Source organism: Rhodococcus sp. NPDC059234, assembly GCF_042754225.1.
Taxonomy (GTDB): domain Bacteria; phylum Actinomycetota; class Actinomycetes; order Mycobacteriales; family Mycobacteriaceae; genus Rhodococcus_G.
This window is the reverse complement of the sequence record NZ_JBHZAH010000044.1, coordinates 1-16,192: the sequence shown is the minus strand read 5'-3', so window position 1 is coordinate 16,192 and position 16,192 is coordinate 1. Positions and strand designations below refer to the sequence as shown.

The following is a 16,192-nucleotide window of genomic DNA, read 5'->3' as shown; positions in this document are numbered from 1 at the left end:
GCGGCAGGGTGCATCTAGAGCCCGGCGGCCGCGCGCAGCTTCTCGGCGCGGTCGGTGTGCTCCCACGGCAGGTCGATGTCGGTGCGACCGAAGTGCCCGTACGCCGCGGTCGGCGCGTAGATCGGGCGCAGCAGGTCCAGGTCGCGGATGATCGCGCCGGGACGCAGGTCGAAGATCTCGGTGATCGCCGACTGGATGCGCGCGGGATCGACCTTCTCGGTGCCGAACGTCTCCACGAACAGCCCGACCGGTGCGGCCTTGCCGATCGCGTACGCGACCTGCACCTCGATGCGCTCGGCCAGCCCCGCGGCGATCGCGTTCTTGGCCACCCAGCGCATCGCGTACGCCGCGGACCGGTCCACCTTGGACGGATCCTTGCCGGAGAACGCGCCGCCGCCGTGACGGGCCATGCCGCCGTAGGTGTCGACGATGATCTTGCGGCCGGTCAGTCCGGCGTCGCCCATCGGGCCGCCGAGCACGAACTTGCCCGTCGGGTTGACCAGCAGGCGCACGTCGGAGGTGTCCAGGCTCGGCACGTCGATGTCGGCGAGCACCGAACCGAGCACCTTCTCGCGGATGTCCGGGGTGAGCAGGTTGTCGAGGTCGATGTCCGCCGCATGCTGGGTGGACACGACCACGGTGTCGAGCCGCACGGCCTTGTCGCCGTCGTACTCGATGGTGACCTGGGTCTTGCCGTCGGGACGCAGGTACGGCAGCACGCCGGTCTTGCGGACCTCCGTGAGCCGACGCGAGAGCCGGTGCGCGAGCGCGATCGGCAGCGGCATCAGCTCGGGCGTGTCGGTGCAGGCGTAGCCGAACATCAGGCCCTGGTCGCCCGCGCCCTGGCGGTCGATTTCGTCGTCGGTGACGCCGTCGACGCGTGCCTCGTGCGAGTGGTCGACGCCCTGCGCGATCTCCGGCGACTGCGCGCCGATGGCGATGTTCACGCCACACGAGTTGCCGTCGAAGCCCTTGGCCGAGGAGTCGTAACCGATCTCGAGGACCTTGTCACGGACGATCTTCGGGATGTCGGCGTACGCGGAGGTGGTGACCTCGCCGGCCACGTGGACCTGACCGGTGGTCACCAGCGTCTCGACGGCGACGCGGCTGCGCGGATCCTGCTCGAGCAGGGCGTCCAGGATGGAGTCGCTGATCGCGTCACAGATCTTGTCCGGATGTCCCTCGGTCACGGACTCGCTGGTGAATAGCCGACTACCGGACTTGCTCACAGATCTCCCTCTCGCCAACTTCGATGTGTACCGCGCACAACGCCCGATCCCTTGAGGACCCTAGTGTGCGGCGGGGCGGATATGAACCATTGAAATCAAGCATTGCGCGAACAGCCTGTGTTCACAGTACGAGCACCGAGCTCATCCGGCACTGCTGGCCCCCGGCGAGCCGGCCGTGGTCAACAGCGCGGACACCGCGTCGAGTACCCGGCTCGCCATCAGCGCCTTCGAACCGTGCGCGATGGCGCGCTCGGAACCGTCCGCACCGAGCAACCAGCCGTCGTTGTTGTCGACCTCGAAGGCCTTGCCCTCGCCGACCGCGTTGACCACGAGCAGGTCGCAGCCCTTGCGGGCGAGCTTGGACCGGGCGTGCGTGAGCACGTCGCCGTGTGCGTCACCGGTCTCCGCGGCGAACCCGACGATCGCCGCGGTGTTCGGCAGACCGCCGTCGCGGCGGGACTGCACGAGCCCGGCGAGGATGTCGTCGTTGCGGGTCAGCGGGATGGTGTCGGGCTCGTCGGCACCCTTCTTGATCTTGCTGGTCGCGACGGTCGCGGGCCGGAAGTCCGCGACGGCGGCGGCCATCACCACCGCCTCGGCCCCGATCGCGGCCTTGTCGACGGCCTCGCGCATCTCCTGCGCGGTCCGCACCCGGACCACCGTCACCGACGCCGGGTCGACCAGGTCCGCGGTGTAGCCGGCCACCAGCGTGACCTGCGCGCCGCGCTGCGCGGCAAGCCGCGCGATCGCGTAACCCTGCTTGCCCGAACTGCGGTTACCCAGGAAGCGCACCGGGTCGAGGGGTTCACGGGTGCCGCCGGCCGAGACCAGGATTCGCCGGCCGGCGAGGTCCTGGGGCAGCGCGTCGGCGCGCTCGAGCAGGAGATTGGCCAGGCCGACGATCTCGTCGGGTTCCGGGAGTCGGCCCGCACCGGTGTCCTTGCCGGTCAATCGCCCGGACGCGGGCTCGATCACCGTGATCCCTCGCGCGCGCAGCGTGGCCACGTTCGCGACGGTGGCGGGGTGTTCCCACATCTCGGTGTGCATCGCGGGCGCGAACACGACCGGACAGCGCGCGGTCAGCAGCGTCGCGGTCAGCAGGTCGTCCGCGCGGCCGTGCGCCGCCCGGGCCATCAGGTCCGCGGTGGCAGGCGCGACGACCACGAGGTCGGCCTCCTGGCCGAGCCGCACGTGCGGCACCTGCGGGACGTCGGCGAACACGCCGGTCTGCACCGGATTTCCCGACAGCGCCTCGAACGTGGCGCGGCCGACGAACTCGAGCGCGGATTCGGTCGGGACGACCCGGACCTGGTGCCCGGCCTCGGTGAAGCTCCGGATGATCGAACAGGCCTTGTAGGCCGCAATTCCGCCGCCCACGCCGACGACGATGCGTCGGGGTGAACCGGCGGAATCCGAATCGCTCTCGGTCACAGCGAGGGGCCCGGAGTGGAGCCTGCGGAACGACCCGGTCGTCCTGCCGTCACTGGCGTCACTCGCCTTCGGTGTGCTCGAGCAGGTCGGAGTGGATCTCGCGCAGGGCGATGGAGAGCGGCTTCTCCTGCAGACCCGGCTCGACCAGCGGTCCGACGTACTCGAGGATGCCGTCGCCGAGCTGGTTGTAGTAGTCGTTGATCTGCCGGGCGCGCTTGGCCGAGTAGATCACCAGGGCGTACTTCGAAGACGTGCGCGCGAGCAGCTCGTCGATCGGGGGGTTGGTGATGCCGAGCGGGGTGTCGTAGGCCGGCACGCCGTGGCGGTCGGCTTCGGACGTGACTGTCTGAGTGGCGCTCACTGGCGAATCTCCTGAAGTTCGGGGTATTGCGATGACACTGTGCCGCTACTGCGGACTACCGACTAGCAAGGATACCAACTGTTCGCACGCACGGTCGACGTCGACGTTCACCACGACTGTGTCGAACTCGTCCTTGGCGGCCAGTTCGACCCTGGCGGTCTCCAGCCGGCGCGCGACGACCTCGTCGGACTCGGTTCCGCGGCCGGTGAGCCGGGCGACCAGCTCCTCCCAGCTCGGCGGGGCCAGGAACACCAGGATCGCCTCGGGCATCGCCGCGCGGACCGCGCGGGCTCCGGCCAGGTCGACCTCCACGAGCACCGGATGTCCGGCCTCGAGCGCAGCGCGGACCGGCGCGGCCGGGGTGCCCGACCGCTGCAGCCCGCCGTGGATCTCCGCCCATTCGAGCAGTTCGCCGGCGTCGATCATCCGCTGGAACTCGGCCCTCGACACGAACCTGTAGTCCTTGCCGTCGACCTCGCCCGGGCGGGGTTCTCTCGTTGTCGCAGACACGCTGAAGACCAGGTCCGGGAGCCGTTCGTGGAGCTTGCGCACCACGGTCGACTTGCCCACGGCGGAGGGGCCGGCCAAAACTACGAGCCGGCCCCTCCGCGCTGTGCTGTCCCCGGCCACGTGCGCCGGGGTGGTCTTGCTGCCTGACACGTTGTTTGCGTCAGCCACCACGTTCTTTGCTCAGGCCTCGAAATCGAACCTGGTGAGCAGGGCCTTGCGCTGGCGGTCGCCGAGGCCGCGCAGGCGGCGGGTCGGAGCGATCTCCAGTTCGGTCATGATCTCCTGCGCCTTGACCTTGCCCACCTTGGGCAGGGCTTCGAGCAGGGCGGACACCTTCATCTTGCCGAGGATCTCGTCCTCTTCGGCGTCCTTGAGGACCTGCTTCAGGTCGGTGCCGCCGCGCTTGAGGCGCTCCTTGAGCTCAGCCCGGGCCTTACGGGCGGCAGCCGCCTTCTCCAAAGCAGCAGCGCGCTGCTCATCGGTCAACTGGGGAAGGGCCACGGTTCCTCCGTCTCGTCGTGTGCAAAATAGGTCTTCATCCACTGGATAACCAGCAGCGATAGCGACCGTACTCACGCTGACCGCCGATTGCTAACCCACCCCCTCGCGCGTCGCCGGAAATCCCGTCGGCTATGCGAGCCCGGACTCGACCTCGTCGCGGACCCGTTCCGCGGCCCCCCGGAGAGCCGCAACGGACGGTCCGTGCCGAAGCACGTCACGAGAAGTGTTGGGCAACAACAACTCTCGCGAATCGGCAAAGATCTCCGCGAGATCGGCCACGGTGGCGCCCTGAGCGCCGAGACCCGGCGCCAGGATCGGGCCGGAAAACTCCGACAAATCCAATCCGTGCCCGCGTGTCGCACCGATCACCAGGCCGACCGTGTCACGGCCGTCACGGTTCTGCGCGGTCGCCGCGTCCACGATCGACTGCGCGACCGATACCGTCTGGTCTGCGGAAACAGCGTCCGGTATCCGCGCACCCTGGAGCACGCCGCCCTCCGGGTTGGAGGTGCGGGCGAGCACGAACAGGCCGCGGCCGCCCTCGGTGGCCAACGTGACGGCCGGTTCGAGAGCGCCGAAACCCAGGTACGGCGACACCGTCACAGCGTCCGAGGACAGCGGTGAGCCGGGCCCGAGCCAGGCCTGCGAGTACGCGGCCATGGTCGAGCCGATGTCGCCGCGCTTGGCATCGGCGACGACCAGCGTCCCCGCCGCCCTGACCACCGAGATGGTGCGTTCGAGCACCGCGTACCCGGCGGCGCCGTACGCCTCGAAGAACGCCACCTGAGGCTTCACCAGGGCCACGTCGCCGACGAAGGCCTCCACGCAGATCTCGGCGAAGGTCTCGACTCCCCCAGCGGTCTCCGGGAGCCCCCAGGCCCGCAGCAGGGAGGGGTGCGGGTCGATCCCCACGCACAGCCGACCCCGGGCCGCGACCGCGGCCCGGAGCCGATCACCCCAGCTGTGCTGGCTCACTGCTGTCCCGGCTCGCGCAGCGTCGCGTGCAGGTCCTGCAGGGAACGCACCCCGATGTCGCCCCGGATGCCCGCCTCGATGCCCTGCACTGCCGCGGAGGCGCCCTGAACGGTCGTGATGCACGGGATGTTCACCGACACCGCCGCGCTCCGGATCTCGTAGCCGTCCACGCGGGGACCCGAGTTGCCGTACGGGGTGTTGATCACCATGTCGACCTCCCCCGCCTTGATCTGCTCGACGATCGTGCGCGCACCCTCCGGCAGCTCCTCACCGGACTGCTTGTGCACCTGCTCGCAGGTGATGCCGTTGCGCCGCAACACGTCCGCGGTGCCCTCGGTGGCCAGGATCCGGAAGCCGAGGTCGGCGAGGCGCTTGACCGGGAAGATCAGCGACCGCTTGTCCTTGTTCGCGACCGAGACGAACACCGCACCGCTGGTCGGCAGCGAGCCGTACGCGGCGGTCTGGCTCTTGGCGAAGGCGGTGCCGAAGTCCGCGTCGATGCCCATCACCTCGCCGGTGGACTTCATCTCCGGGCTGAGCAGGGTGTCGACCCCGGTGCCGTCCGCCCGGCGGAACCGGTTGAACGGGAGCACCGCCTCCTTGACCGCGATCGGCGCGCCGGCCGGGGTGTTCCCGCCGTCGCCCTCGGCGGGCAGCACACCGTTCGCGCGCAGGTCCGCGATGGACTCGCCGAGCATCACACGGGCGCAGGCCTTGGCCAGCTGCACGGCGGTCGCCTTGGACACGAACGGCACGGTGCGGCTGGCGCGCGGGTTCGCCTCGAGGACGTAGAGGATGTCGTCCTTGAGCGCGTACTGCACGTTGAGCAGGCCCTTGACCCCGATCCCCTTGGCCAGGGCCTCGGTCGAGCGCCGCACGTTCTCGAGATCCGCCTTGCCGAGGGTGATCGGCGGCAGCGCGCAGGCCGAGTCGCCGGAGTGGATACCGGCCTCCTCGATGTGTTCCATCACGCCGCCGAGGTACACCTCGGTGCCGTCGCACAGCGCGTCGACGTCGATCTCGACCGCGTCCTCCAGGAACCGGTCCACCAGCACCGGGCGGTCGTCGGAGATCTCGGTGGCGCGGGCGATGTAGTCCTGCAGCGACTTCTCGTCGTAGACGATCTCCATGCCGCGGCCGCCGAGCACGTAGGACGGGCGCACCAGCACCGGGTAGCCGATGCCGCCGGCGATCTCGCGGGCGCCGTCGAAGGTGGTGGCGGTGCCGAACTTCGGTGCGGGCAGGCCCGCCTCGGTGAGCACGCGACCGAACTCGCCGCGGTCCTCGGCGAGGTCGATCGCCTCGGGGCTGGTGCCCACGATCGGCACCCCGGCCTCCTTGAGGCGCTTGGCCAGGCCCAACGGCGTCTGACCGCCGAGCTGGACGATGACGCCCGCGACGGTGCCGGAGGCCGACTCGGCGCGGTAGACCTCGAGCACGTCCTCGAAGGTCAGCGGCTCGAAGTACAGCCGGTCGGCGGTGTCGTAGTCGGTCGAGACGGTCTCCGGGTTGCAGTTGACCATGACGGTCTCGTAGCCGGCCTCGGACAGCGTCAGCGCCGCGTGCACGCAGGAGTAGTCGAACTCGATGCCCTGGCCGATGCGGTTCGGGCCCGAGCCCAGGATCAGCACCTTGGGCCGGTCGGTCTGCGCGGCCACCTCGGACTCGGCGTTCGGGTCCAGTTCGTAGGTCGAGTAGTGGTACGGCGTCTTCGCCTCGAACTCCGCCGCGCAGGTGTCGACGGTCTTGTAGACCGGGTGCACCTTCAGCTCGTCGCGCAGGGCGCGGACCGCGTCCTCGCCGGCCGGGCCGTCGCCGACCTCGGGACGCAGCGCGGCGATCTGCCGGTCCGACAGGCCGTGGTACTTGGCCTGCCGCAGCGTCGCCTCGTCGAGGGCCTCGGCCGCCCGGACCTGCTCCCCCAGCTCGTGGATCTGCTGGAACTGGTCGAGGAACCACGGGTCGATCTTGGTGGACTCGAAGAGCTGCTCGACGGTGGCGCCGAGCGCGAACGCCTTCTCGATGCCGTACATCCGGCCGTCCTGCGGCACGCTCAGATCCGCGAGCAGGGCGTCCAGGCTCTCGGCCTCGACCTCCGGGCCGGTCCAGTAGCCGGCCCGCTTGGTCTCGAGCGAGCGCATCACCTTGCCGAAGGCCTCGGTGAAGTTGCGGCCGATCGACATGGCCTCGCCGACGGACTTCATGGTGGTGGTGAGGGTGCCGTCGGCGCCGGGGAACTTCTCGAAGGCGAACCGCGGCGCCTTGACCACGACGTAGTCGAGGGTCGGCTCGAAGCAGGCGGGGGTCTCGCCGGTGATGTCGTTGACGATCTCGTCGAGCGTGTAGCCGATGGCCAGCTTCGCCGCCATCTTCGCGATCGGGTAGCCCGTCGCCTTCGACGCCAACGCGGACGAGCGGGACACCCGCGGATTCATCTCGATGACGACCAGGCGGCCGTCGGCCGGGTCCATCGCGAACTGGATGTTGCAGCCGCCGGTGTCGACGCCGACCTCGCGCAGGATCGCGATGGAGAGGTCGCGCATCTCCTGGTACTCGCGGTCGGTCAGGGTCATCGCGGGCGCGACGGTCACCGAGTCACCGGTGTGCACGCCGACCGGGTCGACGTTCTCGATCGAGCAGATGATGACCACGTTGTCGCGGCCGTCGCGCATCAGCTCGAGCTCGTACTCCTTCCAGCCGAGGATGGACTCCTCGATGAGCACGTTCGCGGTGGGCGAGGCGGCCAGGCCGCCGCCGGCGATCCGGTTGAGGTCGTCCACGTCGTACGCCATGCCGGAGCCGAGGCCGCCCATGGTGAACGACGGCCGCACGACGACCGGGTAGCCGAGCTCGGCGACCGTGTCGTGCACCTCCTCCATGGTGAAGCAGACCCGCGAGCGCGCGGACTCGCCGCCGACCTTGGCGACGATGTCCTTGAACTTCTGCCGGTCCTCGCCGCGCTGGATGGCGTCGAAGTCGGCGCCGATCAGCTCGACGTCGTACTTCTCGAGGATGCCCTGCTCGTGCAGCGCGACCGCGGTGTTGAGCGCGGTCTGGCCGCCGAGGGTGGCGAGCACGGCGTCGATCTTGTGGCCCTGCTCCGCCTCGCGGGCGATGACCTTCTCGACGAATTCGGCGGTGATCGGCTCGACGTAGGTGGCGTCGGCGAACTCCGGGTCGGTCATGATCGTGGCCGGGTTGGAGTTGACCAGCGACACGCGCAGGCCCTCCTCGCGCAGCACGCGACACGCCTGGGTGCCCGAGTAGTCGAACTCGCAGGCCTGGCCGATGACGATCGGTCCGGAACCGATCACCAGGATGTGCTTGAGATCTGTGCGACGTGGCATTACTTCTTGACTCCCTCGAGCAGGCTGGTGAAGCGGTCGAACAGGTACGCGGCGTCGTGCGGGCCGGCGGCGGCCTCGGGGTGGTACTGCACCGAGAAGGCCGAGTCGTCGAGCAGGCGGACACCCTCGACGGCGCCGTCGTTGGCGCAGGTGTGGCTGACCACGGCCCGGCCGAACGGGGTGTCGAACTCCTGGCCGGCCTCGCCCTCGAGCGCGAACCCGTGGTTCTGGGCGGTGATGGCGATCCGGCCGGTGCCGTGCTCGATCACCGGGATGTTGATGCCGCGGTGACCGAACTTCATCTTGTAGGTGTCCAGGCCGAGCGCGCGGCCGAGGATCTGGTTGCCGAAGCAGATGCCGAACAGCGGCAGGCCCTGGCCGAGCACCTCCTTGGTCAGGTGCACCGCGCCGTCCGCGGTCGCCGGGTCACCGGGGCCGTTGGACAGGAACACCCCGTCCGCGCCGAGGTCGAGGATCTGCTCAAGGCTGGCGTTCGAGGGCAGCACGTGCACCCGGATGCCGCGCTGCGCGAACATCCGCGGGGTGTTGGTCTTGATGCCGAGGTCGATGGCCGCGACCGTGAACCGGGCCTCTCCGCCGGTCGGCTCGATGATGTAGCCGCTGTCGGTGCTCACCTCGCTCGCGAGGTCGGCACCGAGCATGGACGGCTGCTCCTTGACCGCCTGCAGCATCGTCGCGTCGTCGGTGAGCGCGGTACCGGAGAAGACCCCGGCGCGCATCGAGCCGCGGGTGCGCAGGTGCCGGACCAGCGCGCGGGTGTCGATGCCGGCGATGCCGACGACGCCCTGCGCGACCAGCTCGTCCTGCAGCGACCCGGTGGCGCGCCAGCTGGAGGTGCGGCGCGCGGGGTCGCGGACCACGTAGCCGGCCACCCAGATCTTGTTCGAGTCGCCGGACGCCTGGCGGCCCGCGCTCAGCGCCTCGCCGTCCTCGCTGTTCCAGCCGGTGTTGCCGATCTGCGGCGCGGTCGCGACCACGATCTGGCGGTGGTAACTGGGGTCGGTGAGCGTCTCCTGGTAGCCGGTCATGCCGGTGGAGAACACCGCCTCGCCGAGGGTCTGCCCCACGGCCCCGAAGCTGGTGCCGCGGAAGATCCGACCGTCCTCGAGGACCAGTGCCGCCGCTTCTGTACCCACATTGCTCACGCGTTCTCTCCGTTCAACACTCATCACGCGTTCTCTTCGCTCACCCAGGACGGGTACACACTCTTGTCGTCGCCACGGAATCCGGTGTCGATCTCCGTCCCGGTGGGCAGCTCCCACCGGATCACCAGGACCCCGTCCTTACTCATGACCTTGCCCGCGAGCCCGCGCTCGGTGCGGATCGCGCGGATCGACTCCTGCGGGATCCAGATCGCCGAGGCGCCGTCCCGTTCGAGCAGCACCCCGCGCTCGTACCGGCTCAGGTCGCCGGTGGCACGGAAACCGATGTCGCCGACCGCGATCCGGTCCTGCCAGCTCGGTGCCACCGTGCTGCCGACGTACAGGCCGGAGCTGGGCTCGATCAGCTGCTTGCCGAGTTCCGACGGGACCTGCGGCAGTTCGCCGATCGCGTCCCGCTGCCGGCGGGCCCGGCCCTTCCAGCCCCAGTACATCAGCGCGACCATCGCCACCCAGAAGGCGACGAAGCCGAGCGTCAGGAGGATCCGGTCCGTGCTCATGCCTGCACCTTCCCGTCGCGGACGGTGACGCGGCCGCGCAGCAGGGTGGTGGACACCCGCGCGCCGAACGTCATCGACTCGTACGGGGTGTTGTTCGCGACGGACGCCAGGTCCGGCCCGTGCACCGTCCACTCGTGGTCGGGATCGACCAGGGTGAGGTTCGCCGGTTCGCCGACGGCGATCGGCCGGCCCTGGTCGGGCAGGCCGACGATCTCGGCGGGACGCTCGCTCATCACCTTCGCGACGCCGCGCCAGTCCAGCAGGCCGGACTCGACCATGGTCCGCGCGATGACCGCCAGCGAGGTCTCGAGCCCGAGCATGCCCGGCCGCGCGGCCGAGAACTCGCAGCACTTGTCCTGCTCCGCGTGCGGGGCGTGGTCGGTGGCCACGCAGTCGACGATGCCATCGGCAAGTGCCTGCCGCAGCGCCGCGACGTCGGAGGCCTCGCGCAGCGGCGGGTTCACCCGGTTCACGCCGTCGTAGGTCTCGAGCCGCGAGTCGTCGAGCAGCAGGTGGTGCGGGGTCACCTCGGCGGTGATCGGGATGCCCTGCCCCTTGGCCCACTTCAGCAGCTCGACGGTGCCCGCGGTGGACGCGTGGCAGATGTGCACGCGCGCGCCGGCATCACGGGCCAGCAGCGCGTCGCGGGCGACGATCGACTCCTCGGCCGCCCGCGGCCAGCCGCCGAGTCCGAGCCGCGCGGCGGTCGGGCCCTCGTGCGCGACGGCGCCGACGGTCAGTCGCGGCTCCTCCGCGTGCTGGGCGATCAGGACCCCCAGGGCGCTCGAGTACTCGAGCGCGCGCCGCATGATCAGCGGGTCGTACACGCAGTGGCCGTCGTCGGAGAACATCTTGACGGCGCCGACACCGGCGGCCATGGTCGCCATCTCGGCGAGCTGCTTGCCCTCGAGTCCGACGGTGACCGCGCCGACCGGGTGCACGTCGACCAGCCCGACCTCCTGCCCGCGCCGCCACACGTGGTCGGTGACGACCACCGAGTCGGCGACGGGGCTGGTGTTGGCCATCGCGAAGACGGCGGTGAAGCCGCCGAGCGCGGCCGCGGCCGAACCGGTCGCGATGGTCTCGGTGTCCTCGCGGCCGGGCTCACGCAGGTGCGTGTGCATGTCGACGAAACCGGGCAGCAGCACCTGGCCGCCCGCGTCGATGACGTCCGCGCCCTCGGGTGCGGTCAGGCCGGCGCCGATCTCGCGGATCTCGCCGCCGGAGACGAGCACGTCCCGCGGTTCGCCCTCACCGTAGATCCGGGCGCCGACGATCAGTACGTCGTTCGCGTTCACGCTTGCAGAAGTCACAGCGCCGCCGCCTCCTCGGTTCCGACCAACAATCCGAACAACACCGCCATGCGGACGTGAACTCCATTCGTAACCTGTTGCAACACTGCAGTTTTCGGTGAATCAGCGACCGCGGACGCAATCTCCATGCCGCGCAGCATCGGGCCGGGATGCAGGACCACCGCATGCTCGGGCAGCAGCGCGAGCCGACGCTCGGACAGCCCGTAGGTGATCGAGTACTCGCGCGGCGACGGGAAGAACCCGCCATTCATCCGCTCGGCCTGCACCCGCAGCATGAGCACCGCGTCGGCGCCGGGCAGTTCCGCGTCCAGCGAGTGCGAGACGGTCACCGGCCAGGTGGACACGCCGACCGGCAGCAGGGTCGGCGGCGCGACCAGCACCACCTCCGCGCCCAGCATGGAGAGCAGGAAGGCGTTCGAGCGGGCCACCCGGCTGTGCAGGATGTCGCCGACGACGAGGATCCGCTTGCCCTCGATCGTGCCGAGGCGCTGACGCAGGGTCAGCGCGTCGAGCAGGGCCTGGGTGGGGTGCTCGTGGGTGCCGTCGCCGGCGTTGATCACGGCCGGTCCCCCGCCGTTGCCGTCGCCGGTCCACTCCGCGATCCGGTGCGCGGCACCCGACGCGGGGTGGCGCACGATCAGCGCGTCGGCGCCGGCGGCGTGCAGGGTCAGCGCGGTGTCGCGCAGGGACTCGCCCTTGGACACCGAGGAACTCGACGCGCTGACGTTGATGACGTCCGCGCTCATCCACTTGCCCGCCACCTCGAACGAGACGCGGGTGCGGGTGGAGTTCTCGAAGAAGACGGTCATCACCGTGCGCCCGCGCAGGGTGGGCAGTTTCCGGACCTCGCGGCCGAGCAGCGCCTGCTGGAACCGCTCCGCCTCGTCGAGCAGCCCGGTGGCGGACTCCTTTGTCAGGTCCGTAACCGAGAGAAGATGCTTCACTTGTTCACTCCAGAGCCCTGAGAAGTATTCGCTCCACCGCTCAGCGTCACGCTGTCAACGCCGTCGTGCTCGACCAGCAGCACCTTGACGTCCTCGGTGCGCGCGGTCGGGACGTTCTTGCCGACGTAGTCGGCCCGCAGCGGCAACTCGCGGTGACCGCGGTCGACCAGCACGGCGAGCTGCACGGCCTTCGGCCGGCCGAGGTCGCGCAGGGCGTCGAGGGCGCTACGCACGGTGCGCCCGGAGAACAGCACGTCGTCGACGAGGACCACCAGCGCGTTGTCGACGCCGCCGTCGGGCACCGAGGTGCGCTCGAGCGGACGGTGCGGCTTGGTCCGCAGGTCGTCGCGGTAGAGGGTGATGTCGAGCGAGCCGGTCGGTGGGCGGACCCCCGAGAACTCCTCGATCTTGCTCGCCAGCCGGGTGGCGAGGGTGGTGCCGCGGGTCGGGATTCCGATCAACACCACGCGGGGCGGATCGGTTTCGGCGTCGAGCGCGGTCTTCTCGATGACCTGGTGCGCGATGCGCGCGATCGTCCGACCTACGTCGGCAGCAGAGAGCAGCTCCCTGGTGACAGGGTGATCCTGAGCCGACGACTCGGCGGAGGATGGCTCGGGCGTGAGCAAGCTGGACCTCCTTCTCCGCCTCTCGGGACGGGTCGTTAAAGGATGTCTGACGTCGTCGAGCCTATCAGCGCGGCCGCCCCCGACCGGCAACGGTTCGGGGTGTGCTCAGCCACACTCGCGACCCCCGCGACGACGAACGCCACGGACCGGTGGTCGGTCCGTGGCGCCTCGGGTTCTCGGTGTGAACGTCAGTCGTCGTCGGCGGCGGTACCCGCGGCCGGCTCGGCCGACTCGGGGCGCTGGGAGGTCGCCGCGGCGGCCGCCCGCACCTGCGGTGCGACGAGCACGACCTGACCGAGCACGCCGTTGACGAAGGCAGGCGAATCGTCGGTGGACAGTTCCTTGGCGAGTTCGACTGCCTCGTCGACCGCGACCACCGGCGGCACGTCGGTGGCGTGGAACAGTTCCCACACCGCGATCCGCAGAATGGCCCGGTCCACGGCCGGCAGCCGGTCCAGGGTCCAGTCCTGCAGGTGGTCGGCGATGACGCGATCGAGCCGGTCCAGGTTCTCCGCGACACCGGTCACCACGGTGACGGTGTACGGGCTGACCGGTGCGACGGACTCGTCCTTGGTCGCGAGCTCTGATCGCTCGGTCGCCAGGTTCACCGGGTCGAGGTCGCGGGCCTCCGCCTCGAAGAGGAAGTCGACCGCGCGCTTACGGGCCTTGTGCCGGGCGCCGAGCTTCTTGTGACTACCGGACACGCTACGAGTTCACGCGGCCCAGGTAGTTGCCGTCACGGGAGTCGATCTTGAGCTTGTCGCCGGTGTTGATGAACAGCGGGACCTGCACCTCGGCGCCCGTCTCGAGGGTGGCGGGCTTGGTGCCGCCGGTCGAACGGTCGCCCTGCAGGCCCGGATCGGTGTGCTGGACGACCAGCTCGACGGTGACGGGCAGCTCGACGAACAGCGGCGCGTCCTCGTGAGTGGCGACCTGGACCTGCATGTTCTCGAGCAGGAAGCGCGCGCCGTCGCCGACCGTCGCCTCGTTGATGGCGATCTGGTCGTAGGTGTCGCCGTCCATGAAGACGTAGTCGCTACCGTCGTGGTACAGGTAGGTCATGTCGCGGCGGTCGACAGTGGCGGTCTCGACCTTGACGCCGGCGTTGAAGGTCTTGTCCACGTTCTTGCCGGAGAGCACGTTCTTGAGCTTCGTCCGCACGAAGGCGGGGCCCTTGCCCGGCTTGACGTGCTGGAACTCGATGATCTGCCAGAGCTGGCCCTCGATCTTCAGCACGAGCCCGTTCTTGAAATCACTGGTGTCAGCCACTTACTTCGCGTCTCCTTCAGACGATTGCGAGATCCTTGCTGGTGAGGGTGAGGAGCTCCGGCTCCTGCTCGCGAACAACGAGAGTGTCCTCGATCCTGACGCCTCCGCGCCCGGAGAAATACACACCCGGCTCGACAGTTACAGCCGCACCGGCTAGCAGTGTACCGGTGCCCAGCGCGCCGATCCCCGGTGCTTCGTGGATTTCGAGCCCGACGCCGTGCCCCAGACCGTGCACGAACAGCTCGCCGTAGCCGGCGTCCGCGATCACCGACCGGGCCGCGGCGTCCACCGCGGCGACCTCGACGCCGGGCGCCAGCGCGGCCCGTCCCGCGGCCTGGGCCCGGGCCACGAGGTCGTAGACCTCGCGCTGCCAGTCCGCCGCCGACCCGAGAACGTAGGTGCGGGTCATGTCCGAGTGGTAGCCACCCACCTCGGCGCCGAAGTCGAGCTTGACGAAGTCGCCGGTCGCCAGGACGGCGTCGGTGGGCCGGTGATGCGGGATCGCCGAGTTCGCGCCCGCCGCGACGATCGTCTCGAACGAGATGCCGTCGGCGCCGTGTTCGAGCATCAGGAACTCGAGTTCCCGCCCGACCTCGCGCTCGGTGCGCCCGGGCCGCAGCCCGCCGCGCTCGACGAGCACCGCCAACGCCAGGTCCGCGGACGCGCAGGCCCGGCGCAGCAGGGCCACCTCGTGCTCGTCCTTGACCATCCGCAGCCGCTCGACGAGGCCAGGGCTGCGGACGAACTCGAGGTCCGGCGCGACCGACTGCCAGCCGGCCAGCGCGTCGACCGTCACCACGTGACTCTCGAACCCGACACGCGCGCCCGGACCCTCGGCGAGCGCGCGGACCAGCGCCGGTGCACTCGACCGGTCGATGAGCGCGCGCAGATCCGGAACCTGCTCCCCCACCTGGATCACGTACCGCCCGTCGGTGCAGATCACCGTGCGGTCCTCGGCACCGGATCCGTCGCGGGCGTCGACCACGAGCGCGGCATTCGATCCGGTGAAACCGGTGAGATACCGGATGTTGAGCAGGTCGGTCACCAGCAGCGCGTCGACACCGCGCTCGGCCAGCACTGCTCGCAGCGCGGCGCGACGGGACCCGTGATCGGCGGTGGGCATCGTCCCAACTTACTGCCCCCGCGACCGTGACGGTGCCCACCATGTGGGTTAGGACACAGGCGTGTCCGCGCGGTCGTTACGCTGTCCGCATGAACTCGTGGCTTCTTCGTGGTCTCGGTATGGCATTGGTGCACGTGGTGACGCGTGTACTGCTCGGCGTAGCCGTCACCGAATGGCCCCTGCACGGCTCGACCCTGCGGTGGTTGGGCGTGGCGGTGGTGATCCTCGCGGCACTGATCTGGGCGGGACTCGACGGCATCCGGGACGCGCGTGCGCATCCGGGCGAGGAGGAGCAGGGTGCGGACCTGACCATGCGGTGGCTCAAGGCCGCCGTGGTCGCCGGTCTGCTCGCGGGCGCCGTCTCCTGGCTGGTCGGCTCGGTCTCCGACATCGCGCTCGGCGAGAACTCCCTCTTCTTCGAACTGACCTCCGGAGCCGCCTTCACCATCCTGCTGGTCTTCGTGCCCGCGATGGCCGCGGTCGCGGCGGGACGTTTCATCGTGCGCCGCGACGCGAAGAAGGCCGCGAAGTCCGCCGCCCCGGTCGCCGTCGGCGCGGGCGTGGGGGCCGCGGGCGCGGCCGGCGTGGAGGACTCCTCGGCCTGGTCGCACGAGAGCGACGACGAGGGCCAGTACGGCTTCGCCGAGGGCCCGTACAGCGAGGACGGCGCCGAGTACGAGTCGGGCGACTACACCGAGTCGCCGCAGGACGAGGGGCGTTACGACGAGAACGCGCCGACCGAGGTGTTCGAGGCGATCCGCCCGCAGGCCGACGACCGGACCGGAAGCCAGGGTTCGCACCGGGCCGAGTGACGCCGCCGGCGACCGTCCGACGTCGTCGACACACGCGAAGAGTCCCCCTCCCGGAATCGGGAGGGGGACC

General features: G+C 70.0%; 16 protein-coding genes. 1 reads left to right on the top strand and 15 read right to left on the bottom strand.

Annotated features, from left to right (window positions below; all coding sequences use genetic code 11):
• Window positions 1-14 precede the first annotated feature (14 nt).
• From metK to ACFXGJ_RS11760, 15 genes are all read right to left on the bottom strand, one after another.
• Window positions 15-1,229 carry a methionine adenosyltransferase gene (gene metK, locus ACFXGJ_RS11830; RefSeq protein ID WP_378619434.1) on the bottom strand — a complete coding sequence of 405 codons (1,215 nt, stop codon included), beginning with the start codon at window positions 1,227-1,229 and terminating at the stop codon, window positions 15-17.
• Window positions 1,230-1,370: 141 nt separating this feature from the next.
• Complete coding sequence (gene coaBC, locus ACFXGJ_RS11825; protein ID WP_378619431.1) at window positions 1,371-2,660, bottom strand: bifunctional phosphopantothenoylcysteine decarboxylase/phosphopantothenate--cysteine ligase CoaBC; 1,290 nt, start codon at window positions 2,658-2,660, stop codon at window positions 1,371-1,373.
• 58 nt (window positions 2,661-2,718) lie between these two features.
• Window positions 2,719-3,021, bottom strand: coding sequence for a DNA-directed RNA polymerase subunit omega (rpoZ, locus tag ACFXGJ_RS11820; RefSeq protein WP_142101780.1), 303 nt, complete (start codon window positions 3,019-3,021; stop codon window positions 2,719-2,721).
• 45 nt (window positions 3,022-3,066) lie between these two features.
• Complete coding sequence (gene gmk, locus ACFXGJ_RS11815) at window positions 3,067-3,651, bottom strand: guanylate kinase (protein ID WP_378619485.1); 585 nt, start codon at window positions 3,649-3,651, stop codon at window positions 3,067-3,069.
• A 60-nt stretch (window positions 3,652-3,711) separates the two neighbouring features.
• Window positions 3,712-4,032, bottom strand: coding sequence for an integration host factor, actinobacterial type (mihF, locus tag ACFXGJ_RS11810; RefSeq protein ID WP_142101778.1), 321 nt, complete (start codon window positions 4,030-4,032; stop codon window positions 3,712-3,714).
• 129 nt (window positions 4,033-4,161) lie between these two features.
• Complete coding sequence (gene pyrF, locus ACFXGJ_RS11805; RefSeq protein ID WP_378619428.1) at window positions 4,162-5,007, bottom strand: orotidine-5'-phosphate decarboxylase; 846 nt, start codon at window positions 5,005-5,007, stop codon at window positions 4,162-4,164.
• Entirely contained in the window at window positions 5,004-8,354 is a 3,351-nt protein-coding gene (carB, locus tag ACFXGJ_RS11800; RefSeq protein WP_378619425.1) for a carbamoyl-phosphate synthase large subunit, read from the bottom strand. Before carB ends, pyrF begins: the two co-directional genes overlap by 4 nt.
• The gene (carA, locus tag ACFXGJ_RS11795) at window positions 8,354-9,544 is read right to left on the bottom strand and encodes a glutamine-hydrolyzing carbamoyl-phosphate synthase small subunit (protein ID WP_378619422.1); all 1,191 of its coding nucleotides are present in this window, start codon (window positions 9,542-9,544) and stop codon (window positions 8,354-8,356) included. The genes carB and carA overlap by 1 nt, the downstream gene beginning before the upstream one ends.
• Window positions 9,544-10,035: a transporter gene (locus ACFXGJ_RS11790; protein ID WP_378619420.1), complete on the bottom strand. Its 492-nt coding sequence runs from the start codon at window positions 10,033-10,035 to the stop codon at window positions 9,544-9,546. Before ACFXGJ_RS11790 ends, carA begins: the two co-directional genes overlap by 1 nt.
• Window positions 10,032-11,348, bottom strand: a complete 1,317-nt coding sequence (locus tag ACFXGJ_RS11785; protein ID WP_378619417.1) for a dihydroorotase — start codon at window positions 11,346-11,348, stop codon at window positions 10,032-10,034. The genes ACFXGJ_RS11790 and ACFXGJ_RS11785 overlap by 4 nt, the downstream gene beginning before the upstream one ends.
• Window positions 11,345-12,292, bottom strand: coding sequence for an aspartate carbamoyltransferase catalytic subunit (locus tag ACFXGJ_RS11780; RefSeq protein ID WP_378619414.1), 948 nt, complete (start codon window positions 12,290-12,292; stop codon window positions 11,345-11,347). Before ACFXGJ_RS11780 ends, ACFXGJ_RS11785 begins: the two co-directional genes overlap by 4 nt.
• The gene (pyrR, locus tag ACFXGJ_RS11775; RefSeq protein ID WP_378619411.1) at window positions 12,289-12,918 is read right to left on the bottom strand and encodes a bifunctional pyr operon transcriptional regulator/uracil phosphoribosyltransferase PyrR; all 630 of its coding nucleotides are present in this window, start codon (window positions 12,916-12,918) and stop codon (window positions 12,289-12,291) included. The genes ACFXGJ_RS11780 and pyrR overlap by 4 nt, the downstream gene beginning before the upstream one ends.
• Window positions 12,919-13,106: 188 nt before the next feature.
• On the bottom strand, window positions 13,107-13,622 hold the full coding sequence (gene nusB / locus ACFXGJ_RS11770; protein ID WP_378619408.1) for a transcription antitermination factor NusB: 516 nt from the start codon (window positions 13,620-13,622) through the stop codon (window positions 13,107-13,109).
• Window position 13,623: 1 nt separating this feature from the next.
• Window positions 13,624-14,187 carry an elongation factor P gene (gene efp, locus ACFXGJ_RS11765; RefSeq protein ID WP_378423767.1) on the bottom strand — a complete coding sequence of 188 codons (564 nt, stop codon included), beginning with the start codon at window positions 14,185-14,187 and terminating at the stop codon, window positions 13,624-13,626.
• 16 nt (window positions 14,188-14,203) lie between these two features.
• Window positions 14,204-15,310: a M24 family metallopeptidase gene (locus ACFXGJ_RS11760; RefSeq protein ID WP_378619406.1), complete on the bottom strand. Its 1,107-nt coding sequence runs from the start codon at window positions 15,308-15,310 to the stop codon at window positions 14,204-14,206.
• A gap of 89 nt (window positions 15,311-15,399) precedes the next feature.
• Here ACFXGJ_RS11760 and ACFXGJ_RS11755 point away from each other — a divergent pair, with 89 nt between their 5' ends.
• Entirely contained in the window at window positions 15,400-16,122 is a 723-nt protein-coding gene (locus ACFXGJ_RS11755) for a B-4DMT family transporter (protein ID WP_378619403.1), read from the top strand.
• The last annotated feature ends 70 nt before the right edge of the window (window positions 16,123-16,192 follow it).